A 23,712-nucleotide genomic window follows, 5' to 3' on the forward strand; every position below is an offset into this window, starting at 1 on the left:
GCGCCGACGTGGAACGGCCCGCCCCGGCTTCACGCCGGACGGGCCGCTGCGAGACGGGTCCGGTCACTGCTCCAGCTTGCAGAGCTTCCACTGACCGTCCTCGACGGACAGGCCCATGGTCTGCTCGACCGGGTGGGCCACCCCGTCCTCGACGTAGGTGCCCGAGATCTTCGCGGTGGCCTGGTCTCCCTGCTCGGTGACCTGGCCGAGGCGGATGTCGAACTGCCACGGCTCGAGCTGGTTGAGGGCCGACTTGAGCTGCTGGTGGTTGGCCTGGCACAGGTTGTCGGCCAGCCACGCGAAGTCGTGGGCGTTGACCTTGTCGACCACCGCCTGGGCGGCCGGCCTGGCCTCGCCGGGGCCGCCACCCATGAAGTAGAACAGCCCGGCGGCCACCCCGCCCGCCACGACCACCGCTCCCGCGCCGCCCAGGATCCAGGGCAGCTTCGACTTCCTGCGCGGCGGCTCGACGTCGGCGAAACCACCCGGTTCCTGGATCCAGCTCCCCGGACCGAACTCCCCGCCCCAGTCGGGCGCCTGGGGCGGCGTCTGCTGCCCGAAGGCCGGTACCTGCTGCGTGGGCTGCGCCTGCTGCCCGGGCTGGCCCCAGCCGGTGTGCTGGTTGCCGTACCAGGCGGGCTGCTGCTGCGGTGGCTGCTGCGGGCCCTGGGCGGGAATCCCGCCGCCCGCGGGTTGCTGGCCCCACCCGCCTGGACCTGGCTGTTGCGGCGGATAGGTCATTGCGCGTCCTCCCCCGAGTGGTTTCGGTTGTCAAGGGCGCCGTCCGGTGTGCACGGCGGGCGTAAGTAGACCAGAGCCCGCCGAGCGCGGTGTGGGGAGTGGACGATTTCGGCACCGAATCGTGCTCCGGAACGCCGCCGGTCCGCGGTGGCCGCCATGCGCGGCGGGGCCCGCGCGACGGGGGTTGTTCCAAATGATGGGAGAAGTTCCGGGGTGCTCACGGTGGGCTTCCGGACAATGACACCCGGTTGCCGGAGTCGTACACCCGGATGCCACAGCGGGTGGCCGACGGCGTGGCGCAACGCCGAACATGCCCGTCTGCCACCGGGTATCCGCGTCGCCGGGGCACCCCGGGCCGCACCGAACGGCCCATGATCATCGACACAGCGTGGTCGCCGGTGCCCTGCTGGGAGGCGGTCGCGGCGGTACCGACCCGGCGTCATTCATGTGAGTTCGCCGAATTGTGTGGCACTCTGGGCGATCCGGCGGGCAATCACGACGCCGCCGTCGTCGGTGATCGCCGGTACCGTGGTGGTACGAGCACGGGAGGAGGGTGCCGACATGCAGCACGACCGTCCCGGCAGCCGGCCTGAGGAGGGCGGCGAGCAGCAGATCGGTGGAGATGCCGAGCTCAACAGCCAGATTCGTCTGCTCGAAGACGAGGTGGCCCTGCTGCGCCGAAAGCTCAACGAGTCCCCTCAGCAGGTCCGGTTGCTGGAAAAGCGGCTGGCCGAGGCATCCGAGAGAGTGAGCCAGCTCACCGAACGGAACGCCAAACTCACCGAAACCCTGAAGGAAGCGCGCAGCCAGCTCATGGCCCTGCGCGAGGAAGTCGACCGCCTCGCCCAGCCGCCGAGCGGCTACGGGGTGTTCCTGCACGCCTACGAGGACAGCACGGTCGACGTGTTCACCTCCGGCCGCAAGATGCGGGTGTCGGTGTCGCCGAACGTGGCCACCGAGGACCTGCGGCTCGGTCAGTCGGTGCGGCTGAACGAGGCGCTGACCGTGGTGGAGGCGGGCGCGTTCGAACAGACCGGTGAGGTGTGCACCTTCCGGGAGCTCCTGCCTGTCGACGCGGTGACCCGGAGCCCGAGGGCTCTGGTGCTCGGGCACACCGACGAGGAACGTGTGGTGTGGGTGACCGAGCCGCTGGCCGAGTCCGGGCTCAAGGCCGGCGACTCGGTGCTGGTCGACAGCAAGGCGGGCTACGCCTACGACCTCGTGCCCAAGGCCGAGGTGGAGGACCTGGTGCTGGAGGAGGTCCCGGACGTCGGCTACAACGACATCGGCGGCCTGGGCAACCAGATCGAGCAGATCCGCGACGCGGTGGAGCTGCCGTTCCTGCACTCCGACCTCTACGTCGAGTACCAGCTGCGGCCGCCGAAGGGCGTCCTGCTCTACGGCCCTCCGGGCTGCGGCAAGACGCTCATCGCCAAGGCGGTGGCCAACTCGCTGGCCAAGAAGGTCGCCGCCTCGCGGGGCGACGACGACGGGCAGGCGAAGTCCTACTTCCTGAACATCAAGGGTCCCGAACTGCTCAACAAGTTCGTGGGCGAGACCGAGCGGCACATCCGGCTGATCTTCCAGCGGGCCAGGGAGAAGGCCTCCGAGGGCACTCCGGTGATCGTGTTCTTCGACGAGATGGACTCGATCTTCCGCACCCGCGGCAGCGGCGTGTCCTCCGATGTGGAGACCACGATCGTTCCTCAGCTGCTGAGCGAGATCGACGGTGTGGAGGGGCTGGAGAACGTCATCGTCATCGGCGCCTCCAACCGCGAGGACATGATCGACCCGGCGATCCTGCGGCCCGGCAGGCTCGACGTGAAGATCAAGATCGAGCGTCCGGACGCCGAGTCGGCCAAGGACATCTTCTCCAAGTACCTGACCAGGCAGCTGCCGATCCACGAGGAGGACCTCAAGGAGTTCGGCGGCGACCAGGCCTCGTGCGTGGAGGCGATGATCCAGACCACCGTCGAGCGGATGTACGCCGAGACCGACGAGAACCGGTTCCTGGAGGTCACCTACGCCAACGGGGACAAGGAGGTCCTGTACTTCAAGGACTTCAACTCCGGCGCGATGATCCAGAACATCGTGGACCGGGCGAAGAAGGCGGCCATCAAGGCCGTGCTGGAGACGGGCCAGCCCGGTCTGCGGGTCCAGCACCTGCAGGACGCCATCATCGACGAGTTCGCCGAGAACGAGGACCTGCCCAACACGACCAACCCGGACGACTGGGCGCGGATCTCGGGCAAGAAGGGCGAGCGCATCGTCTACATCCGGACCCTGGTCAGCGGCAAGAACCAGGAGTCCGGACGGGCGATCGACACGGCCACCAACACCGGCCAGTACCTGTAGGCGCGGTGCAGTTGGTCGCCCTGCCGGGCGGCCGCGCCGCCTGAGCGACGACAACGGGTCCGGGGCCGTCACCCACGCCGGTGGCGGCCCCGGACCGCGCCGAGTGTCGGCGCGCGCGCCGACCGGTTAGGTTTCGGGGCATGATCTCGACCGAACAGCGCCTCGGCGTCGGGTTGGCGGCGCTGGGCCGCCCCGCCTACATCAACGTGGGACGCACCGGGGTCCTGCCCGGGCTGCGCACGGCCGACGAGATGCGGGAGCGCACCAAGCTGGTACTGGACGCCGCGCACGCCCAGGGGCTGCGCTGGGTGGACACCGCCCGCTCCTACGGCAGCGCCGAGGAGTTCCTCGCGGGCTGGCTCGCCGAACGCGGGCACGAGGACGTCACGGTCTCCAGCAAGTGGGGCTACGCCTACGTCGCGCAGTGGCGGATCGAGACGGAGGTCCACGAGGTCAAGGAGCACTCCGTGGAGCGCCTGCGCGCGCAGTGGGCGGAGACCCGCAAGCTGCTCGGCGACCGGGTCCACCTCTACCAGGTGCACTCCCTGACCGCCGACAGCCCGCTGTTCGACGACCTCGAACTGCAGCACGAGCTCGCCCGCATCCGCGACTCCGGCGTCCGGCTGGGCTTCTCCACCAGCGGGGCCGCGCAGGCCGAGGCCATCGAACGCGGCTGGGAGCTGGAAGTGGGCGGCACCCAGCTCTTCGGCGCCGTGCAGTCGACGTGGAACTCGATGGAGCCCTCGGCGGGGCGGGCGCTGGCCGAGGCCCACCACGGCGGCTGGCGGGTGCTGGTCAAGGAGACGTTGGCCAACGGCAGGCTGGCGGTCGAACCGCCGGAGGCGGTGCTCAAGGTCGCCCAGCGCCACGGAGTGGGCCCCGACGCCGTCGCGCTGGCCCACGTGCTGGCGCAGCCGTGGGCGGACGTGGTGCTCATCGGCCCGGCCAGCGTGGAGCAGCTCATGTCCAACCTGGCCGTGCGCGACGTCGTGCTGAGCCGCCAGGACCTCGACGAGCTCGCGCCGGTCACCCGCGACGCCGCGACCTACTGGGGTGAGCGCGCCGCGCTGCCGTGGCACTGATCGCCTGTCTTCGCGGTCACCTTTCGTAGCGGTTCCGGTGGCGGAACCTCAGGTGTCCTCTGGCTCCGGGATCCTTTTTCTCATGTATCGCCCATACGCCGCGAAAAAGCTGTCCTCGCCAGAGAACGCCTGAGAACCCGCGGCGGTGCCGGTTGCCAGGTGGGCCAAGCGGCTGCCGCTTCAAAGAAGCGTCAAAGGCGGGCACTGACGCCGCCGGAGGGCTCTCAGCGCCTCCCTGCCCGCCCGGCGAACCACTCCTGGGCGAACTGGCGGCCGTCGGGCACCAAGGGCCAGCTCGGGTCGCTGAGCCGCTCGCGCAGCTCCTCCACCGGCATCCACCACCCCTCGGCCACCTCCTCGGGCTGGTGCACGACCGGGCCGTCCCACAGCACCTCGTACAGGTAGGCGTGGAAGCGCACCGAACCCCGCTCGTGGACGGTGTGGAACAGGAACCGCGGGCGCACGCCCGCCACGCCGAGCTCCTCGGCCAGCTCCCGCACCGCCGTGACAGCGGGGTCCTCGCCCGCGGCCACGACGCCACCGGCCCAGCAGTCGTGCATCCCCGGGTAGATGTCCTTGGTCTCGGTGCGCCGGTGCACGTAGACCTCGGTGCGCCCGGGTGACAGCAGCAGCACCTCGCCCGCCGCGTGCCACAGCCCCTCTGCGCGCATCCGCCCCCTCGGGGCGCTGCCGACGACACGCCCGGACGCGTCGTAGATCGCCACCTCTTCGTGTTCGCCGCTCACGCCGAAGATCATCCCACCCGCACCACCCGCACCGGTTCTTCGCACACGCGGTGCGATTGCCGGGTCACACATCGCGTCCGGCACTCCGCCAACGGCTCCGGAACCCGTACGCTGCGAGGTATGCGGCGGATCATGGGAACCGAGGTGGAGTACGGCATCGTGGTGCCCGGAGACTCGAGCGCCAACCCGGTGCTCACCTCCACCCACATCGTGCTCGCCTACGCGGCGGCGGCCGACATCCCCCGGGCGCGCCGGGCGCGCTGGGACTACGAGGTCGAGTCGCCGTTGCGCGACGCCCGCGGCTTCGACCTGGGGGCGGCTGCCCAGCAGCCCAACGGCTCGGACAGCGACGACCTAGGCGCGGCCAACGTCATCCTCACCAACGGGGCGCGGCTCTACGTCGACCACGCCCACCCGGAGTACTCCGCTCCCGAGGTCACCAACCCGATGGACGCGGTCGTATGGGACAAGGCGGGCGAGCGGGTGATGGAGGAGGCCGCGATCCGCGCGGCCAGCGTGCCCGGCACCGCCCCGATGCAGCTCTACAAGAACAACGTGGACGGCAAGGGCGCCAGCTACGGCACCCACGAGAACTACCTGATGGCCCGCAGCACGCCGTTCACCTCGGTCATCACCGGGCTGACGCCGTTCTTCGCCTCCCGGCAGGTGGTCTGCGGCTCCGGGCGGGTCGGCATCGGCCAGGCCGGTGAGAAGGCCGGCTTCCAGCTCTCCCAGCGCTCGGACTACATCGAGGTCGAGGTCGGCCTGGAGACCACGCTCAAGCGCGGCATCATCAACACCCGCGACGAGCCGCACGCCGACGCCGACAAGTACCGCAGGCTGCACGTCATCATCGGCGACGCCAACCTCGCCGAGACCTCCACCTACCTCAAGCTGGGCGCCACCGCGCTGGTGCTCGACATGATCGAGGCGGGGGAGCGCTTCGACGACCTCAAGCTCGCCGACCCGGTGCAGGCGGTGCACCTCATCAGCCACGACCCCGGCCTGAAGCAGACCGTCGAGCTGGTCGACGGCAGGCGCTTCACCGGCCTGGACCTGCAGCGGGCCTACCACGAGCGGGCGGCGGCCCACCTGGACTCCCACGGCGCCGAACGCGCCGCCCGCGACGTGCTGGCCACCTGGGGCGAGGTGCTGGACCTGCTCGGCGGCGACCCGATGGACTGCGCCGACCGGCTGGACTGGCCCGCCAAGCTGCGGCTGCTGGAGAACTACCGGACCAGGGACAGCCTCGGCTGGGCCTCGCCGCGGCTGCACATGATCGACCTGCAGTACTCCGACGTGCGGATGGACAAGGGCCTCTACAACCGGCTCGTCGCCCGCGGCTCGATGAAGCGCCTGGTCAGCGAGGAGGAGGTGCGGGCGGCGGTCACCTCGCCGCCGGAGGACACCCGGGCCTACTTCCGCGGCCGGTGCCTGGAGCGGTACCCGGCGTCGGTGGCGGCCGCCTCGTGGGACTCGGTCATCTTCGACCTGGGACGGGAGTCGCTGGTGCGGATCCCGACCCTGGAGCCGCTGCGCGGGACCAGGGCGCACGTGGGCGAGCTGCTCGACGCCGCGAGCAGCGCCGAGGAGCTCGTGGACTCCCTGACCAAGGGGTGAGACACCACGCTTCGCGCACGTCAGCAGCGGGCGGATGATCGAAACGACGCCCGCATGGCTGTGGGCGAACGGGTGGTCGGATGGGTAGTGTTCAAAGCATGGATGTCCGGCATCGTCGGCCGGCATCCGCCGAGTGCGACCACCGGGAGGCAAGATGTCGCAGGAAAAGGTTCAGCGGCACGGCGGCGGCGACGGCGAAGAGGAATCGGGTCCCGAGGCCGCCGGTCAGGAACGTCGCGAGAAGCTCGGCGAGGACGTCGACGCCATCCTGGACGAGATCGACGACGTCCTGGAGGAGAACGCCGAGGACTTCGTCCGCGCCTACGTGCAGAAGGGCGGCCAGTAGTCCGGATCGGCGCGCGCGCCGTCGGCGGTTCGGGCCGGTGTCCACACCGGCCCGGCACCGCCCTGGCGCGTCCCGGCGCGGTGCGGTCGCGCACCGCGCGGGTGCCGACGGTGCCGGTCCCGCGCCGATCTTGACTAGAGTGCAGTCCTGTCCTCAGGTCACAGGTTTTGTCGTGACACCAGTTAGAGCAGGAGACGATGTCGCCGATGGAATCCAGCTCGACCCGGTTCCCGGGTCAGGCCCTGCCCGCTGCCTACCTCACCCCGGGATCGTCGTCGTTCACCGACTTCCTCCGGGTCGCGGCCCCGGAACTGATGCCGGGTAGCCGCCCGGTCCCCGACGGCGCCGTGGAGGCCCCGCACGGGACCACGATCGTCGCCCTCACCTTCCGCGGCGGAGTGCTGCTGGCCGGGGACCGCCGGGCGACGATGGGCAACCTCATCGCCCAGCGGGACATGGAGAAGCTCTACGTCACCGACGACTACTCCGCCGTGGGCATCGCGGGCACCGCGGGCATCGCGCTGGAGATGGTGCGGCTCTACGCCATCGAACTGGAGCACTACGAGAAGCTCGAAGGCGTTTCGCTGTCGCTGGACGGCAAGGCCAACAAGCTCGCCACGATGCTGCGCGGCAACCTCCAGGGCGCGATGGCGGGGCTGGCGGTGCTGCCGCTGTTCGCCGGCTTCGACGTCGACGCCGACGACCCCGACCGCGCGGGCCGGATCGTGTCCTACGACATCACCGGCGGCCGCTACAACGAGCTCGGCGGCTACTACGCAGTCGGCTCCGGATCCCTGTTCGCCAAGTCCGCGCTGAAGAAGCGCTTCGACCCCGACGCCGACGTCGACACCGCGGTCCGCGCCGCGGTCGAGGCTCTCTACGACGCCGCCGACGACGACACCGCGACCGGCGGACCCGACCTGTCGCGCCGGATCTACCCGTCGATCATCACCATCACCGGGACCGACGGTGCGACGCGGGTCCCCGAGGAGCGCGCGGCCGAGATCGCCACCGAGGTCGTCAACGGCCGCATGCAGAACCCGGGCGGCTGAGCCCACCCACCCCTGCTCACCGAGAAACCTCGCCGCCCGGGCGCGGGCGAACGATTCGATCCAGGAGTGCACAGTCGTGACGATGCCGTTCTACACCTCTCCCGAGCAGCTGATGCGGGAGCGTTCCGAGCTCGCTCGCAAGGGCATCGCCAGGGGACGCAGCGTGGTGGTCCTCAAGTACGCGGGCGGCGTGTTGTTCGTGGCCGAGAACCCGTCGACGACGCTGCACAAGGTGTCGGAGATCTACGACCGCATCGGCTTCGCCGCGGTGGGCCGCTACAGCGAGTTCGAGAGCCTGCGGGTGGCCGGGGTCCGGATCGCCGACGTGCGCGGCTACTCCTACGACCGCCGCGACGTCACCGGCCGGGCGCTGGCCAACACCTACGCCCAGCACCTGGGCGCGATCTTCACCGAGCAGATCAAGCCGTTCGAGGTGGAGATCTGCGTGGCCGAGGTCGGCCAGACCGCCGACAACGACCAGCTCTACCGGCTCACCTACGACGGGTCGATCGTCGACGAGCCGCAGTACGTGGTGATGGGCGGGCAGGCCGACACCATCACCACCACCCTCAAGGACTCCTTCTCCGACGGCCTGGAGCTGGCCGAGGCCGCCGGTCTGGCGATCCGGGCGCTGTCCTCCGGCGGCGAGGGCACGCGGGAGCTGGGCGTCGGGCAGCTCGAGGTCGCCGTGCTCGACCGCGCCAGGCCGAACCGGACCTTCCGGCGGATCACCGGTGCCGCGCTGAAGGCGCTGCTGCCCAGCCAGGAGGAGAGCGGCTCCACCGACGGCGAAGCTTCCGGTGACGCCGGGGACGACAAGAAGACCGGGGACGACAAGAAGAGCTGACCCCCCGCTCGCACGCGCGACGCCCTGCTCCCCGCCGGGGAGCAGGGCGTCGTCCGTTCCGGGTGGACGGTGAGTCAGTCCGCTGTGGTCGGCCGGTAGACGCTGAGCACGTTCTCGTGCGCGGTGAAGGTGAACCGCCGCCCCGGGGCGTGGACCTCGCCGTCGGTGGCCACCGACACGGGCGAGCCGTGCACCGCCACCTCCAGGTGGGAGCACTCGCGTTCGACGTAGGTGTGGCTGTGGTCGAGCGCGCCGGTGATCGCCGCCAGCACGAAGCGCAGGCGGGAGAACCGGCGGTCGGCGCGCACGAAGCGCACGTCGAGCGTGCCGTTGTCGAGCCGGGGCCGCCAGGTCGGGGCGAAACCGCGCGGCGCGTACGCGCCGTTGCCGACGAACAGCACCCACACCCGGTGGCGCTCCCCGTTGATGTCGACCTCCAGCGGCTCGGACTCGTGCAGCACCCGCACCAGCGCCATCGCCGCGGCGGGCCACTTGCCCCAGCGGGGCTCCCACTTCTCGCGGAACCGCACCATGTCCGGGTAGCCGCCGAGGCTGGCGGTGTTGATGAACCAGTCGGTGGGCCGGTCGTCCACCGTGAACCCGCCGAGGTCCACGGTGGCCGCCGATCCGGCCGCGACCGAGTCCGACACCGCCGGCAGGTGCTCCACGCCGATGTCGCGGGCGAAGTGGTTGAGCGTGCCGGTGGACAGCACCGCCAGCGGCAGCCCGCGCTCGGTGGCCAGGGCCGCCACGGCGGCCACCGTGCCGTCGCCGCCGGCGACCCCGAGCGCGCGCACGCGGTCCTGCCGCCGCTCCAGCTCCTCGCGCAGGCCGTCGATCAGGCCGTTGGCAGGCTCGGCACGCACCACCGCGGCCGCGGGCCAGTGCGTGCGCACCCACTGCTCCGGGTCGAGCTGGCCGTTGCCGGAGACGGCGTTGACCAGCACCAGCATCCCCCGGCCGTCGATGAGCGCGGGCGCCTCGGCGGGATGGTTGCTGGCCGCGGGCTCGGCCGGGCGCACCGGCCACCACCGCTTGGTCGCCCAGGCCATGCCCGCGCCGACCGCCGCCCCGCACACGACGTCGGTCGGCCAGTGCACGCCGGTGTGCACCCGGGAGTAGGCGACCGCCGCCGCGACCGGGGCGACCGCGGCGCCCAGCTTCGGCGACTCCATGGCCACCGCGGTGGCGAACGCCGCCGCCGAGGCGGCGTGCCCGGACGGGAAGGACGAGGAGGTGGGCGGATCGTCGAGCCTGCGGTGCGGCGGCATCAGCTCGGCCGCCGGGCGCCTGCGCGGGAACAGCGGTTTGCCGATCAGGTTCGTCGTCGCGCTCGCGCCGGCGATCGCCGCGACACCGCGGAAGGCCGCGCGGCGGGTCACGCCCTTCCCACCGGACAGGGCGGCGGCCACGGTCAGCCACAGCAGGCTGTGGTTGGCAGCCGTGCTGAGCGCCTTCAGCCCGGGGTCGGCGACACTGCGGGGGAGCCCGGCGCTCTTGCCGGCCAGAACGCGGTCGAACGCGTTGACGTCGTCGATGACTCTGCGAAACCATTGCAGCACCTGCGAAACGCTACCCGTTGGTCACCGCCGCGGTGGCCGAGGCCGCCACCGCCAGGCGTGGCAGGCGTGCGCGCGGCGCCCGCATCGGGCCTGGACACGCCGCCCGCAGGTGTGCACGCGCGGCCACGAAGCGTAGTCATCGGTCCGTGACCAGGCGGAATGTAACGCACCGGTACCGTGCAAATCGGGAAACAAGCCCGAACGGCGGACCGCCGACAGCGGCCGATACGCCTACTGTGGAGAGCATGCAGCGGAGGATCTTCGGCATCGAGACCGAGTTCGGGGTCACCTGCACCTTCCACGGGCAGCGCAGGTTGTCCCCGGACGAGGTCGCCAGGTACCTGTTCCGGCGGGTCGTGTCATGGGGGCGTTCGTCGAACGTCTTCCTGCGAAACGGAGCCCGCCTCTACCTCGACGTGGGCTCGCACCCGGAGTACGCCACGGCCGAGTGCGACGACCTGGTCCAGCTCGTCACCCACGACAAGGCGGGCGAGCGGATCCTGGAGGACCTGCTCATCGATGCCGAGCGCCGGCTTTCCGACGAGGGCATCGGCGGGGACATCTTCCTGTTCAAGAACAACACCGACTCGGCGGGCAACTCCTACGGCTGCCACGAGAACTACCTCGTCGGCCGGTCGGGGGAGTTCTCCCGGATCGCCGACGTGCTGCTGCCGTTCCTGGTGACGCGCCAGCTCATCTGCGGCGCGGGCAAGGTGCTGCAGACCCCGCGCGGCGCGGTGTACTGCCTGTCGCAGCGCGCCGAGCACATCTGGGAGGGCGTGTCGAGCGCGACCACCCGCTCCCGGCCGATCATCAACACCCGCGACGAGCCGCACGCCGACGCCGAGCGCTACCGGCGGCTGCACGTCATCGTCGGCGACTCCAACATGTCCGAGGTCACCACGCTGCTCAAGGTGGGCGCGGCCAACCTGGTGCTGGAGATGGTCGAGCAGGGCGTGCAGTTCCGCGACTTCAGCCTCGACAACCCCATCCGCGCCATCCGGGAGATCAGCCACGACCTCACCGGCAGGCGCACGGTCCGGCTCGCGGGCGGCCGGGAGGCCTCGGCCCTGGACATCCAGCGCGAGTACTACGGGCGGGCCGTCGACCACGTGGCCCGGCGCGGCTCGGACCCGATGTCGGAGCGGATCCTCGACCTGTGGGGCCGCGCGCTGGACGCAGTGGAGCACCAGGACTACTCGCTGATCGACCGCGAGGTGGACTGGGCGATCAAGCTGCGGCTGCTGGAGCGCTACCGCAACAAGCACGGCCTGGAGCTCTCCAGCCCGCGCATAGCGCAACTGGACCTCGCCTACCATGACATCCGGCGCGGCCGGGGCCTGTTCGACATGCTCCAGCGCAAGGACCTGGTGGACCGGGCGACCGAGGACGGCGAGATCGAGGCGGCCAAGGACACCCCGCCGCAGAGCACCCGGGCCAAGCTGCGCGGTGACTTCATCGCGGCGGCGCAGGCCGCGGGCCGGGACTTCACGGTGGACTGGGTGCACCTCAAGCTCAACGACCAGGCGCAGCGCACGGTGCTGTGCAAGGACCCGTTCCGCGCGGTGGACGAGCGGGTGGAGCGGCTCATCAGCTCCCTGTAGCAGCCCGGACCGGCGACGCCGACCGCATTCGTGCGGTCGGCGTCTTGCTGCGCGCGCTCGCCGGTTCCACCTGCCGAGCTGCATGGGCCCTACCGGCGGACGCACCGTTCGCCCACCTCCCGCCGGTGCCCGCACCACCTCGAAAACTATGGCCCCCTCCCGCCGGCCGGGGGCTCGCTCCATCGAACCGCGGGCCTCTGACCAGCAGGCTTTCGGTGCAGGCCAGGCATGCGGCAACACCCGGTGCCCGGCCATCACCGATCAGCCACGGACCCGGTCTCCGCGCCGGGCGGGATGAGTGAGGCCCACATGAGCAAAACGATCAGGACCCTAGGGGTGATCTTCGCGGGAGCCGCGTGCTGCGCCATGGCGCCGGTCTCGGCGCTCGCCGAGACCGTCCAGGCCGGCGCGCCGGTCGTGCACCTGGCGAGCCAGGGCGGGAGCCGGTCCGACGACGGCGGCTCGACCGGCGAGTCCGGTTCGGGCGGCAGCGCGAACGGCTCCGGATCCACCGGGGGCGGCTCGAGCAGCGGTTCCGGCGGCGCGTCCGGATCCAGCGCGCAGGACGGCAAGGGTGGCAGTGGCAAGAAGAGCACCGGCTCCGACCGCGACACCACCGGTTCGAGCCGGGACAAGACTCCGCGGATCGAAGCTCCCGAGAACGAGCAGAAGCCGCGGCAGAACTTCCTGCCGATCCCCGGCCTGCCGCCGATTCCGGGCCTGCCGCCCATCCCCGGGTTGCCGCCCATTCCTGGGCTGCCTCCGATTCCCGGCTTGCCGCCGATCCCTGGGCTGCCGCCGATCCCTGGGCTGCCGCCGATCCCCGGGAATCCCTTGCCTCCGCCGCCACGGCCGTTGCCGTTGCCACCGCCGCCGCTGCCGGGCAAGCCGCCGATCGACATCTGCAAGCTGATCCCGCTGCCGTTCGTCTGCGGTCCGTCCAAGCCGCCGCCTCCGCCGCCGGTGACGCCTCCGCCGCCGCCGGTCACCCCGCCACCGGTGACGCCACCTCCCCCGGTGACGCCACCTCCGGTCACCCCGCCTCCGGTGACGCCCCCGCCAGTGACACCTCCTCCCGTGACGCCTCCGCCGCCCGACACCGGCAACGGCAAGCCGGACACGGGCGGGGCGCCGAACCCGGGCGGTACGGACAACGGCGGCACGGACAACGGCGGTACCGACAACGGTGGTACCGACAACGGCGGCGGTGGATACACCGGCGGCGGCTCGTACGGCGGTGGTGAGTACACCGGCGGCTCGGGCACCTACGGCGGTGGCTCCTACGCGGGCGGCAGCTGGAACGGCGACGCCGTCGCGCAGGTCTCCGAGGTCCCGCAGGGCTCGGTGGACACCGGCGGTGGCAGCCCGGACGGGCTCACCGACGACATGGTCCTGCTCGCGGCGGGCAGCGTCGTGGTCGGAAGCGCCCTGGTCGGCGTGTTCGTGACCCGTCGCCGGTCGAGCGGGCTGCACGGCGACGCCGAGGGGCGGTAGTCATGAACAAGATCACGAGCTCGAAGGGTGGCCGCCTGCTGATCGCGGCGGCGGTCACCTTCACGACCCTGGTGCTGCTGCTCGGCGGGTGGGCGATGTCCTCGGGCGGTCCCGGTCCGGGCTACCAGACCGGCTACAGCGGCCGGGCATCGGCGCCGGTGGCTTCGCCGATGCCGGACTCCAAGCCGGTCCGGATCGACGTCCACCGCATCGGAGCCAGGTCGTCGCTGGTCGAGCTGGGGCTGCGGGCGGACCGCACGCTGGACGTGCCGCCGGTGTCCCAGCCGATGCAGGCGGGCTGGTACCGCAACGGGCCCACGCCGGGCGAGCCGGGCCCCGCGGTCATCGCGGGCCACGTCGACGGCAAGGGCAAGGCGGGCATCTTCCACCGCCTGCACGAGCTGGTGCCGGGTGACGTCGTCGACGTCCGGCGCCAGGACGGCACGACGGCCCGGTTCGGGGTGCAGCGCGTCGAGAGGGTTCCGAAGTCGAGCTTCCCGACGCAGTCGGTCTACGGCAGCACACCGGACGCGCAGCTGCGGCTGATCACCTGCGGGGGGTCGTTCGACAGCAGGGCGCACAGCTACCGCGACAACGTCATCGTCTACGCGAACCTGCTCCAGGGCGGGTGACCGGTCCGGCGTGGCAGGCAGGGCACGGCTCCGCCTGCCACGCCGTCGCGCGTGCCGGTCTCAGCACAGCGGGTGCTGCCCGGTGGGGCGGATCATGATCTCGTTGACGTCCACCGATTCCGGCTGCGAGAGCGCGTAGAGCACCGCCTGGGCGACATCGGACGGGCGCAGCTTGGGGCGGTCGAGCTGTTCCGGGGTGTTCATGCCGGTTTCGACCAGTCCCGGCTGCACCAGCGTGACCCGGACACCGGTCCCGACGCACTCGGCGCGGATGTTCTGCGCCATCCCGGTGACCGCCCACTTCGTCGCCGAGTAGAGGTTGCCGGGGCGGATGCCCCGCCCGGCCGCCGAACCGGTCAGCAGCAGGTGCCCCCTGGACCTGACGAGGGCGGGCAGGGCCGCCCGGGCGGTGAGCGCCGGGCCGCAGACGTTGGTGAGCACCAGGTCCCGCCACTGGCCGGGGTCGGCGCCGCTGTCGCCGAGGAAGGACGTCTCCAGGCTCAGGCCGGCGTTGGCGAAGGCGGCGTCGAGTCGTCCGAAGTGGTCTTCGGTGCGCTCGACGGCGGCGCTGATCTGCGCCCAGTCGCCCACGTCGCAGATCAGCGGGATGGCGTCGGCCGGGCCCAGCTCGTCGACGAGGGCGGAGAGCCGGTCGGCGGAGCGGGCCACCAGCCCGAGCCGGTAACCGGCCGCGGCCGCGGCGCGGGCGGTCGCCGCGCCGATCCCGCGGGAGGCACCAGTGATCAACATGACCGGTGAGGACATGCGGCTCAGCCTAGAGGCACCGAACCCACCCTCGATCACATTCACCCATTCAGCATCGAATGAAATCAAACGTGGTGAGTCCCGAAGCGAAAAGATCGAAGCTCCGATTCGCCGGAACGATCTCGTCGGCCACACCAACGGCGGCCGGTCGCCAACGCGACGCAACAGTGCTCGCCGCACGTCAGGTATTCCTACTCTGGCCACGTTGCGCGCACGCTGGTGCACTCGTAGTCGTGCGCAAAGAAGTCCTTGCGCCACTGGGGAAATCCTTCAGCCCACGAGGCAACCCGCGAGCTGTCCCGCGCGTGGGAACCCGAGGTGCGGTCAGCACCCCCAGCGCAGAGACGACGAAAGGCTGGAGATGGCATCCGGCATGCTGGTCGAACTGAACAACCGGGAACGCGCCACCCTGCGCGCGGTCGCCGAAGGCAGGGTGGAGATCACCTGCAGCTCCGAACCCGACCTCTACGTCGACGGCCTGCCGCTGTGCGACCAGGCCACCGCCCGCCGGCTCGTGCACGGCGGCCTGCTCGGTCCCGCCAGGACCGACGACCTGGGCAGCAGGGTGCCCGCCGTGCTGACCGGTGAGGGCGCGGTCCGGCTGGGGACGTGAGGCGGCCCGCTCGCCGCCGTGCGGTGGGCCTCCGAGGGGCCTGGGCACCCGAACACTTGATCACCTGGTGTGGAGCTAGAGTTTCGAAGTGGCCACTATGCGTGCTGAACGCTTGGTGAACCTGGTGCTGTGTCTGCTGTCCACTCGCCAGTTCCTCACGGCGGAGCGAATCCGGGGCATCGTGCCCGGCTATGCGGACGCGCCCAACGACGAGGCGTTCTTCCGGACTTTCGAGCGCGACAAGGCCGAGCTGCGCGACCTGGGGATCCCGCTGGAGACGGGGCGCAACTCGGCGTTCGACCTCACCGACGGCTACCGCATCGCGCGCCGGGACTACGAGCTCGGCGACGTCGACCTGCTGCCCGACGAGGCCGCCGCGGTGGCGCTGGCGGTCCGGCTGTGGGACTCCCCGGAGCTGACCGGGGCCGCGCGCGGGGCGCTGCTGAAGCTGCGCGCCGCGGGCGTCGACGTCGACGAGCGCGCCTCCGCCGCGGTGGAGCCCAAGGTCCGCACCAGCGAACCCGCCTTCGCGCCGCTGCTGGCGGCGGTGCAGTCGGGCCGGGTGGTCCGGTTCGACTACCGCAGGCCCAGCAGCCAGGACGCCACCCGCCGCACGGTCGAGCCGTGGGGCGTGGTGTCGTGGCGCGGCCGCTGGTACCTGGTCGGCCACGACCGCGACCGGCAGGCCGAGCGGTGCTTCCGGCTGTCCAGGGTGGTCGGTGCGGTCGAGGCGACCGGACCGCGCGACGTCGTGCAGCGTCCGCCCGATGTGGACCTGTTGCGCGTGGTCGCCGGCGGTGAACGGGAGACGCCCCCGATCACCCCGGCGCGGCTGTGGATCGAGCATGGCCGGGCGCAGGGCCTGCGGCGCAGGTCCACCGTGGTCGACGCGATGGAGCTCGACGGCGTGCCCGGGGACGTGGTCGAGCTGGACCTGGTCTACCCGGAGTCCGCCGCGACGTGGATCGCCGGGTACGGGCCCGACGTCGTGGTGCTGGAACCCGACACGCTGCGCAAGACCGTCCACGAGACGCACCTGGGCGCGGCCGCCGACACCGCCCGAGGGGAGATGCGGGCATGAGGAGCGCGACCGAGCGCCTGCCGAGGCTGCTGGCCCTGGTGCCGTACCTGCTGAGCAGACCGGGCATCCCGGTGGCCGACGCGGCCGCCGACTTCGGCGTCAGCGAGCAGCAGCTGCGGCGCGACCTGGAGCTGCTGTGGATGTGCGGCCTGCCGGGCTACGGCCCCGGCGACCTGATCGACCTCTCCTTCGAGAGCGACACCGTCACGGTCACCTACGACGCGGGCATGAACCGGCCGCTTCGCCTGACGGCGTCGGAGGCGACCGCGCTGCTGGTGGCGTTGCGGGCGCTGGCGGAGACGCCCGGCATCACCGACACCGACGCCGTGCAGCGCGCGCTGGCCAAGGTGGAGGACGCGGTCGGCCAGGCCCGGCCCGCCGGCGTCGTCGTCGGGCTCGCGGGCCGGGAGGGTCCGATGGCCCCGGGCGTCCGCGAGGCCGTCCAGGAGGCCACGACCGGTGGCCGGGCGCTGCGGATGCGCTACTACACCGCGTCGCGGGACGAGATCAGCGAGCGGACCGTGGACCCGATGCGGTTGCTGCTCATCGACGGCCGCAGCTACCTGGAGGCGTGGTGCCGCCAGGCCGAGGGGATGCGGCTGTTCCGCCTGGACCGCATCGACGACATCGAGGTCCTGCCCGAACCGGCGCAGCCGCCGCCGGACGCGCACCCGGCGGACTTCTCCGAGGGCCTGTTCCGGCCCGCGCCCGAGCAGCGGATGGCGGAGCTGGAGCTGGAGCCCGACGCCCGGTGGGTGGCCGAGTACTACCCGGTCGACGACCTGGTCGAGCTGCCCGGTGGCCGGGCCCGGGTGCGGATGCGCTACTCCGACCGGTCCTGGATGGTGCGGCTGGTGCTCGGCCAGGGTGGCCGGGTGCGGGTGAGCGGACCCGACGACCTGGCCTGTGACGTGCGTCAACGCGCCGAGGAGGCGTTGACGCGGGCACGTCACCTGCCGTCCACCTGAGGGGGTTACGGTGATCGGGTGCCGTACGTGTTGAGCCTGGTACTGCTGGGCGCTGGACTCCTGCTCCTCCTGGTGCTGCTGATCAGGACGATCCGGGTGCTGGGCCGCGTCAGGGCCCTGCAGAAACGCGTCGCATCCGACGTCGGCGACCGCACCGGTCTGCTGAAAGCACGCAGCGCGGGCCTCCGGGTGGCCCTGTCGGAGCGTCGGCGCGGGTCTGTTTAGCGGCCCTATTGACCACTACTCTTCCCGCGTACGATGGCATGCGGGGAACTCACGAAAGGTTGTGCACGGATGGGTCTGCCAGGTGGATGGGAGCTCGTACTCATCGTCGGTGTCTTGGTGCTCCTCTTCGGTGCGACCAAGCTGCCGCAGATGGCGCGTTCCCTCGGCCAGTCCGCCCGCGTCTTCAAGGCCGAGGCGCGCGGCATGAAGGAAGACGAAGAGGCCGCCAAGCGCGAGAAGCAGGCCAAGTCGGAGCCGCAGCAGCTCACCGCGGGTGAGTCCAGCGCCCCGACGGTCGCGTCTCCGGTCGAGGAAACGCAGCGCAACGACAGCAAGAAGTGACTGAGGGCGGGATCTCACGGTGGGTAGTCCGCTGCGCCGCCTGAACCCGTTCCGCGCCGACCGGCGCAGGTGGGGACGTCGGCACAACCCCGACGGCACCATGACGCTGGTCGACCACCTCTACGAGCTGCGCTACCGGCTCGGTGTGGCCCTCGTCGCGGTCGTCATCGGTGGTGCTTTCGGCTTCTGGTGGTTCTCGAACACGGTCTTCGGCCTGCCCTCGCTGGGGCAGCTGATCACCGGGCCTTACTGCGCGATGCCCGCGGAGATGCGCTTCAGCCCGACGCCGGGCAAGTGCCAGCTGCTGCAGACCAAGCCGTTCGAGGTCTTCATGCTGCGCATGAAGGTGGGCATCGCGGTCGGTGCGGTGCTGTTCAGCCCGATCTGGCTGTACCAGGTGTGGGCGTTCATCACGCCCGGGCTCTATGCCAAGGAGCGCAAGTTCGCGGGCACCTTCGTCGGCTTCGCCAGCGTGCTGTTCGTGGCGGGCGCGGTGCTGGCCTACTTCGTCGTGCCGGAGGGCCTGACGTTCATGGCCGGCTTCGGCGGCGAGACGTTCTTCACCGCCCTGACCGGTGGCGACTACATCAACTTCGTGCTGCTGATGCTGGTGATCTTCGGTGTGAGCTTCGAGCTGCCGCTGATCCTGGTGATGCTCAACCGGGCGGGGGTCGTCACCTACGCCAAGCTCAAGAGCTGGTGGCGCGGGCTGGTTTTCGCCCTGTTCGTCTTCGCCGCGGTGGCCACCCCCGGGCAGGACCCGATCTCGATGCTGGCGCTGGCCGCCGCGCTGAGCCTGCTGTTCGGCGTCGCGACGCTGATGTGCCGGGCGCACGACCGGTCGAAGGCCAGGAAGCTGGAGAAGCAGGGGATGGCCGGGATCGGCCTGGACGACGCTTCGGAGATCGACCACCGGCCCTCGCAGCTGGACGTGACCCCGTCCGCGCCCGCGAAGCACGACGACATCACCTGATCGAGCGGGCAACTTAAGTAGGTGGTCGGCCCCGGGGCCGTTGGGCCAGGATACGGCGTTGTGCGCAGTGTGCTGGTGATCAATCCGGCGGCCGGAGGCGGCCTGGCGGCGAAGGTGGCAGGTGCGGTGGCCGGTCACCTCCGCGCGGTCTCACGGGTGCGGGTCGTGGTGGCGCCGGATGCGGCGGCGACGTCGGAGGCGGCGGCCGAGGCGGTCGCCGACGGTGTGGACGTGCTCGCGGTGCTCGGCGGGGACGGCGTGGTGAACCTGGCGTTGCAGTCCTGCGCGCGGAGCTCGACCGCGCTGGCGGTGATCCCGGCGGGCACGGGCAACGACCTGGCGCGTGCGCTGGGCGTGCCGTCCAACCCCGTGCTGGCTTCGCGGGCGGCGGCCGAGGCGATGACCAGGGGCGAGCGCCGCCGGATCGACCTGGGCCGGGTCGTGGGCGGCGGCTGGTTCGCCACGGTGCTGTGCGCGGGGTTCGACTCGATGGTCAGCGCGCGGGCCAACCGGATGCGGTGGCCGCGCGGTAGGCGGCGCTACGACCTGGCTGTGCTGCGCGAGCTGGCCGGGCTGCGCCCGATGCCGCTGCGCGTCGAGACCGCGTCGGAGCTGCTCGAGCTCGACGCGTGCTGGGTGGCGGTGGGCAACACCGCCTGGTACGGCAGCGGCATCCCGATCTGCCCGGACGCCGACCCCTCGGACGGGCAGTTCGACGTGACCGTGGTGGGGGAGGTGTCGCGGCGGGAGCTGCTGCGGATCCTGCCGGGCATGTGTTCGGGTGACCACGTGCGGCACCCGGCGGTGCGGACGCTGCGGGCGGCTGCGGTGCGGCTCGGCGGCGACAACGGGTGGTTCGGCTACGCCGACGGGGAGCCGCAGGCCAGGCTGCCGCTGGGTGTTCGGTGCGAGCGTGCGGCGCTGGAGGTGGTGGGGCCTAGCTGAGCGTGCCTGGGCGAGTGTTCCAGGAGTTGTTTGTGTGGCGGCGGATCCTGCGTCCTGCATTGAGGCGCATGTAGCACGGACCCCTGGCTGGTCCCCCTCCGGGAAGGGGTCGCGGGGTGTCGTGGTGAGCCGTGCGGGGTCGGGGTGTTGCGCTGTGTGATGAGCAGTTGCGCACGTACCTGCGACGAGCGTCGGTCAGGTGTGAAAACCTTGGGGTGTGGCTGCAAGCCGTTCGAACATCGCCAAGCTGTCCCCGGCCGAGGGCTATGCGGCGCACACGCGCCGCAGCGCCCACCCCAAGCTGGCCGATTTCGCGGGGGAGCTGTCCTTCGAGCTCGACCCCTTCCAGCGCACCGCCTGCCAGGCGCTCGAGTCCGGTCACGGCGTGCTGGTGTGCGCGCCCACGGGCGCGGGCAAGACCGTCGTGGGCGAGTTCGCCGTGCACCTGGCGCTCTCGGAGGGGCGCAAGTGCTTCTACACCACGCCCATCAAGGCGCTGTCGAACCAGAAGTACGCCGACCTGTGCGAGCGCTACGGCGAGGACGCCGTCGGCCTGCTGACCGGTGACACCTCCATCAACGGCAACGCGCAGGTGGTGGTGATGACCACCGAGGTCCTGCGCAACATGCTCTACGCGGGCTCGTCGACGGTCGACCAGCTGGGCTACGTGGTGATGGACGAGGTGCACTACCTGGCCGACCGGTTCCGCGGCGCGGTGTGGGAGGAGGTCATCCTGCACCTGCCCGAGTACGTGCAGCTGGCCAGCCTGTCGGCGACGGTGAGCAACGCCGAGGAGTTCGGCGAGTGGCTGGTGGAGGTGCGCGGCGACACCACGGTGGTGGTCGACGAGCACCGGCCGGTGCCGCTGTGGCAGCACATGCTGGTCGGCTCGCGGATGTTCGACCTGTTCGGCGGGGAGACCACGGACCGCGAGCTGAAGATCAATCCGAACCTGCTGCGCCACACCCAGGAGCTGTCGCGGGTGCACACGCCCTACGGGCGTCGTGGTGGCCCCAACGGCAAGCGCCGGGGGCCGCGTCCGCCGCGCTTCTACGCGCCGTCGCGCGTGGAGATCCTCAACGGCCTGGACGCGGCCGGCCTGCTGCCCGCGATCGTGTTCATCTTCAGCCGGGCGGGCTGCGACGCGGCGGTGAGCCAGTGCGTGCGCGCGGGCATGCGGCTGACCTCGGAGGACGAGGTCGACGAGATCCGGCGGGTGATCGACGAGCACACCAGCAACCTGCCCGAGTCGGATCTGACCGTGCTGGGCTACTGGGAGTGGCGCGAGGCGCTGGAGCGCGGGCTGGCCGCCCACCACGCGGGTCTGCTGCCCGCGTTCAAGGAGACCGTCGAGGAGCTGTTCGTCCGGGGCCTGGTCAAGGCGGTGTTCGCCACCGAGACGCTGGCGCTGGGCATCAACATGCCGGCCCGCACGGTGGTGCTGGAGCGGCTGGTCAAGTTCAACGGCGAGTCCCACGTCGACCTGAGCCCGGGGGAGTACACCCAGCTGACCGGCCGTGCCGGGCGGCGGGGCATCGACGTCGAGGGCCACGCGGTGGTGGTGTGGCAGCCGGGAATCGACCCGAAGGGGGTCGCGGGGCTGGCCTCGACGCGGACCTATCCGCTGCGCTCGTCGTTCCGGCCCGGCTACAACATGGCGGTCAACCTGGTGCAGCGGGTCGGCCGGGAGTCGGCGCGGGAGCTGCTGGAGCAGTCGTTCGCGCAGTTCCAGGCCGACCGCTCGGTGGTCGGGATGTCGCGGCGGGTCGACCGCAACGCCGACGCCCTGGACGGCTACGCCGAGTCGATGCGCTGCCACCTGGGCGACTTCGAGGAGTACTTCGGGCTGCGCAAGCGGATCTCGGACCGGGAGAAGGCGCTGGCCCGGCAGAACCGGGCGTCGCGGCGGGCCGAGGCGGCCAAGTCGCTGGAGCGGTTGCGCAAGGGCGATGTGATCGCGGTGCCCGCGGGTCGCCGTTCGGGTCTGGCGGTGGTGATCGACCCGGGTCTGGAGCCGATGGGCGAGCCCCGGCCGCTGGTGGTCACCGAGGACCGGTGGGCGGGCAGGCTCTCGGTCGCCGACTTCACCTCCCCGGTGGAGGCCCTGGGCAGGATCAAGCTGCCCAAGCACGTCGACACCCGTTCGCCGAAGTCGCGCCGCGACCTGGCCTCGACGTTGCGCAACACCGGCATCAGCACCCCGGGCGGGCGGTCGCGGCGCCGTGCCGACGCCGCCGACGACGCCGAGCTGGCGAGCCTGCGGCGGGCGCTGAAGGCGCACCCGTGCCACGGCTGCGACGAGCGGGAGAACCACGCGCGCTGGGCCGAGCGCCACGAGCGGCTGCGCGGCGAGACCGAGCAGCTGCGGCGCAAGGTCGCGGCCACGACGCACTCGCTGGCGCGTTCGTTCGACCGGATCATCGCACTGCTGGCCGAGCGCGACTACGTGCTGCTCGACGAGGACGCAGAGGAGCCGGTGACCGAGCACGGCAGGCGGCTGACCCGGCTCTACAGCGAGTCCGACCTGCTGGCTGCGGAGTGCCTGCGGGTCGGGGTGTGGGAGAAGCTGGGGCCGCCGGAGCTGGCCGCGGTGGTGTCGTCGCTGGTCTACGAGTCGCGCCGGGAGGGGCCGATGGCCCCGGCGGTGCCCTCGGGTGCGGTGTCCGACGCGCTGCAGGCGACCTGGCAGCTGTGGGGGGAGCTGGAGGACGACGAGCGCAGGCACAAGCTCGACCGCACCAGGGAGCCCGACCCGGGCTTCGCGTGGCCGGTGTTCCGGTGGGCGCGCGGGGAGAGCCTGGAGCGGGTGCTGACCGCCGCCGAGTCCACCGGTCACGAGCTCTCGGCGGGTGACTTCGTGCGGTGGTGCCGCCAGGTGGTGGATCTGCTCGACCAGATCCGCGACGTCGTGGGCAAGTCCGACCCGGTCGGGGCCGCCGCGGCCAAGGCGGTCACCGCGATCCGCCGCGGGGTGGTCGCCGCGGGCGTGGTGTGACGGCAGAGGCGGCCGTGACGGCGGCTGTGGTTGGATCGCCTCGGCGGAGCCGTCCGGTTCCGCGGGCAGTCACGCGATCGTTCGTGATCGACGTCCGGAGGTGAAGATGACGAACCCCTACGGCCCGCCGGGGGGACAGCAGCCCCCGTGGGGGCAGCAGCCCCAGGGCCCCGGGCCTTACCCGGGTGGGGTTCCGCAGTCCGGGTACGGCTGCGGCCAGCCGGGTGGCTACGGGCACCAGGGCGGATACGGCGGGCAGCCCTACGGCGCCCCACCCGCGCCCTACGGCCAGTACCCGCAGGGCGGTTTCGGCGGGCAACCGGGTTTCGGCGGCCCCGCGCCGGAGAAGCGCAAGCGCCGGGCGCTGCCGTGGGTGCTGGGCGGAGTCGTCCTCGTGGTCGTCGCCGCGGCGGTGTTCGTGCTGGGCTTCGTGGCACCCGGGTGGTTCGTGCGGTCGGTCTTCGACGCCGAGAGCGTCGAGAAGGGCGTGCGGCAGACGCTGGAGACCTCCTACCGGCTCGGTGACGTCGGCCCGGTGACCTGCCCGTCGGGGCAGGCGGTGCAGCCGGGGCACAGCTTCGACTGCCGGGTCACCGTCGAGGGCAGGCAGCAGTCGGTCAAGGTGACGGTGAAGAACGACAAGGGCACCTACGAGGTCGGCCACCCCCGCTGACCGTCACACTCGAACGGGTCGACCGAGGCCCGCGGCCGCGGGCAGGATCGG

22 protein-coding genes are annotated in these 23,712 nt (G+C 71.6%); 18 read left to right on the top strand and 4 right to left on the bottom strand.

Translation table 11 applies throughout. From position 1 onward, the window contains the following. Window positions 1-63: 63 nt before the first annotated feature. Window positions 64-741: an Rv0361 family membrane protein gene (locus SACE_RS10975; protein ID WP_009945873.1), complete on the bottom strand. Its 678-nt coding sequence runs from the start codon at window positions 739-741 to the stop codon at window positions 64-66. 561 nt (window positions 742-1,302) lie between these two features. Here SACE_RS10975 and arc point away from each other — a divergent pair. Both arc and SACE_RS10985 read left to right on the top strand, forming a co-directional pair. After that, window positions 1,303-3,096: a proteasome ATPase gene (gene arc / locus SACE_RS10980; protein ID WP_009945872.1), complete on the top strand. Its 1,794-nt coding sequence runs from the start codon at window positions 1,303-1,305 to the stop codon at window positions 3,094-3,096. 140 nt (window positions 3,097-3,236) lie between these two features. Next, on the top strand, window positions 3,237-4,178 hold the full coding sequence (locus SACE_RS10985) for an aldo/keto reductase (RefSeq protein ID WP_009945871.1): 942 nt from the start codon (window positions 3,237-3,239) through the stop codon (window positions 4,176-4,178). 224 nt (window positions 4,179-4,402) lie between these two features. On the opposite strand, the gene SACE_RS10990 is transcribed toward SACE_RS10985, so the two are convergent. Then, window positions 4,403-4,924, bottom strand: coding sequence for an NUDIX hydrolase (locus SACE_RS10990; RefSeq protein WP_029621535.1), 522 nt, complete (start codon window positions 4,922-4,924; stop codon window positions 4,403-4,405). Between the two features lie 120 nt (window positions 4,925-5,044). On the opposite strand from SACE_RS10990, the gene dop reads away from it, so the two are divergent. The 4 genes from dop (at window position 5,045) to prcA (ending at window position 8,789) form a co-directional block, all read left to right on the top strand. Then, window positions 5,045-6,544 (top strand): depupylase/deamidase Dop, encoded by a 1,500-nt coding sequence (dop, locus tag SACE_RS10995; RefSeq protein ID WP_009945869.1) that lies wholly within the window; start codon window positions 5,045-5,047, stop codon window positions 6,542-6,544. A 154-nt stretch (window positions 6,545-6,698) separates the two neighbouring features. Continuing rightward, window positions 6,699-6,890: a ubiquitin-like protein Pup gene (locus SACE_RS11000; RefSeq protein ID WP_009945868.1), complete on the top strand. Its 192-nt coding sequence runs from the start codon at window positions 6,699-6,701 to the stop codon at window positions 6,888-6,890. A 206-nt stretch (window positions 6,891-7,096) separates the two neighbouring features. After that, entirely contained in the window at window positions 7,097-7,942 is an 846-nt protein-coding gene (prcB, locus tag SACE_RS11005) for a proteasome subunit beta (RefSeq protein ID WP_009945866.1), read from the top strand. Window positions 7,943-8,018: 76 nt separating this feature from the next. After that, complete coding sequence (prcA, locus tag SACE_RS11010; RefSeq protein ID WP_009945865.1) at window positions 8,019-8,789, top strand: proteasome subunit alpha; 771 nt, start codon at window positions 8,019-8,021, stop codon at window positions 8,787-8,789. 74 nt (window positions 8,790-8,863) lie between these two features. On the opposite strand, the gene SACE_RS11015 is transcribed toward prcA, so the two are convergent. Next, window positions 8,864-10,351, bottom strand: coding sequence for a bifunctional phosphatase PAP2/diacylglycerol kinase family protein (locus SACE_RS11015; RefSeq protein ID WP_011873611.1), 1,488 nt, complete (start codon window positions 10,349-10,351; stop codon window positions 8,864-8,866). 245 nt (window positions 10,352-10,596) lie between these two features. Between SACE_RS11015 and pafA the strand changes: the two genes are divergently transcribed. From pafA to SACE_RS11030, 3 genes are all read left to right on the top strand, one after another. Beyond that, window positions 10,597-11,955 (top strand): Pup--protein ligase, encoded by a 1,359-nt coding sequence (gene pafA, locus SACE_RS11020; RefSeq protein WP_009945858.1) that lies wholly within the window; start codon window positions 10,597-10,599, stop codon window positions 11,953-11,955. A 309-nt stretch (window positions 11,956-12,264) separates the two neighbouring features. Beyond that, on the top strand, window positions 12,265-13,449 hold the full coding sequence (locus SACE_RS38540; protein ID WP_011873612.1) for a hypothetical protein: 1,185 nt from the start codon (window positions 12,265-12,267) through the stop codon (window positions 13,447-13,449). 2 nt (window positions 13,450-13,451) lie between these two features. Beyond that, window positions 13,452-14,081 carry a class F sortase gene (locus tag SACE_RS11030; RefSeq protein WP_009945855.1) on the top strand — a complete coding sequence of 210 codons (630 nt, stop codon included), beginning with the start codon at window positions 13,452-13,454 and terminating at the stop codon, window positions 14,079-14,081. A 60-nt stretch (window positions 14,082-14,141) separates the two neighbouring features. On the opposite strand, the gene SACE_RS11035 is transcribed toward SACE_RS11030, so the two are convergent. Next, a complete protein-coding gene (locus SACE_RS11035; protein ID WP_009945854.1) occupies window positions 14,142-14,846 on the bottom strand; it encodes an SDR family oxidoreductase in 705 nt (234 codons plus the stop codon). Window positions 14,847-15,219: 373 nt separating this feature from the next. Here SACE_RS11035 and SACE_RS11040 point away from each other — a divergent pair, with 373 nt between their 5' ends. The 9 genes from SACE_RS11040 to SACE_RS11080 all read left to right on the top strand — a co-directional run bounded on the left by SACE_RS11040 (window position 15,220) and on the right by SACE_RS11080 (window position 23,661). Then, window positions 15,220-15,459: a hypothetical protein gene (locus tag SACE_RS11040; protein ID WP_011873613.1), complete on the top strand. Its 240-nt coding sequence runs from the start codon at window positions 15,220-15,222 to the stop codon at window positions 15,457-15,459. Window positions 15,460-15,547: 88 nt separating this feature from the next. Beyond that, a complete protein-coding gene (locus SACE_RS11045; RefSeq protein ID WP_044547278.1) occupies window positions 15,548-16,540 on the top strand; it encodes a helix-turn-helix transcriptional regulator in 993 nt (330 codons plus the stop codon). After that, a complete protein-coding gene (locus SACE_RS11050) occupies window positions 16,537-17,508 on the top strand; it encodes a helix-turn-helix transcriptional regulator (RefSeq protein WP_009945849.1) in 972 nt (323 codons plus the stop codon). Before SACE_RS11045 ends, SACE_RS11050 begins: the two co-directional genes overlap by 4 nt. Window positions 17,509-17,526: 18 nt before the next feature. Continuing rightward, window positions 17,527-17,733 (top strand): bacteriophage holin, encoded by a 207-nt coding sequence (locus SACE_RS11055; RefSeq protein WP_009945847.1) that lies wholly within the window; start codon window positions 17,527-17,529, stop codon window positions 17,731-17,733. Between the two features lie 69 nt (window positions 17,734-17,802). Then, a complete protein-coding gene (gene tatA, locus SACE_RS11060) occupies window positions 17,803-18,075 on the top strand; it encodes a Sec-independent protein translocase subunit TatA (RefSeq protein WP_009945846.1) in 273 nt (90 codons plus the stop codon). A 19-nt stretch (window positions 18,076-18,094) separates the two neighbouring features. Continuing rightward, entirely contained in the window at window positions 18,095-19,048 is a 954-nt protein-coding gene (gene tatC, locus SACE_RS11065; RefSeq protein WP_009945845.1) for a twin-arginine translocase subunit TatC, read from the top strand. 60 nt (window positions 19,049-19,108) lie between these two features. Then, complete coding sequence (locus SACE_RS11070; protein WP_009945843.1) at window positions 19,109-19,993, top strand: diacylglycerol/lipid kinase family protein; 885 nt, start codon at window positions 19,109-19,111, stop codon at window positions 19,991-19,993. Between the two features lie 217 nt (window positions 19,994-20,210). Further along, window positions 20,211-22,988, top strand: a complete 2,778-nt coding sequence (locus SACE_RS11075) for a DEAD/DEAH box helicase (RefSeq protein ID WP_009945842.1) — start codon at window positions 20,211-20,213, stop codon at window positions 22,986-22,988. 106 nt (window positions 22,989-23,094) lie between these two features. Then, the gene (locus SACE_RS11080; protein WP_011873616.1) at window positions 23,095-23,661 is read left to right on the top strand and encodes a DUF4333 domain-containing protein; all 567 of its coding nucleotides are present in this window, start codon (window positions 23,095-23,097) and stop codon (window positions 23,659-23,661) included. The last annotated feature ends 51 nt before the right edge of the window (window positions 23,662-23,712 follow it).

It is taken from the genome of Saccharopolyspora erythraea NRRL 2338, from assembly GCF_000062885.1.
Classification (GTDB): Bacteria; Actinomycetota; Actinomycetes; order Mycobacteriales; family Pseudonocardiaceae; genus Saccharopolyspora_D; species Saccharopolyspora_D erythraea.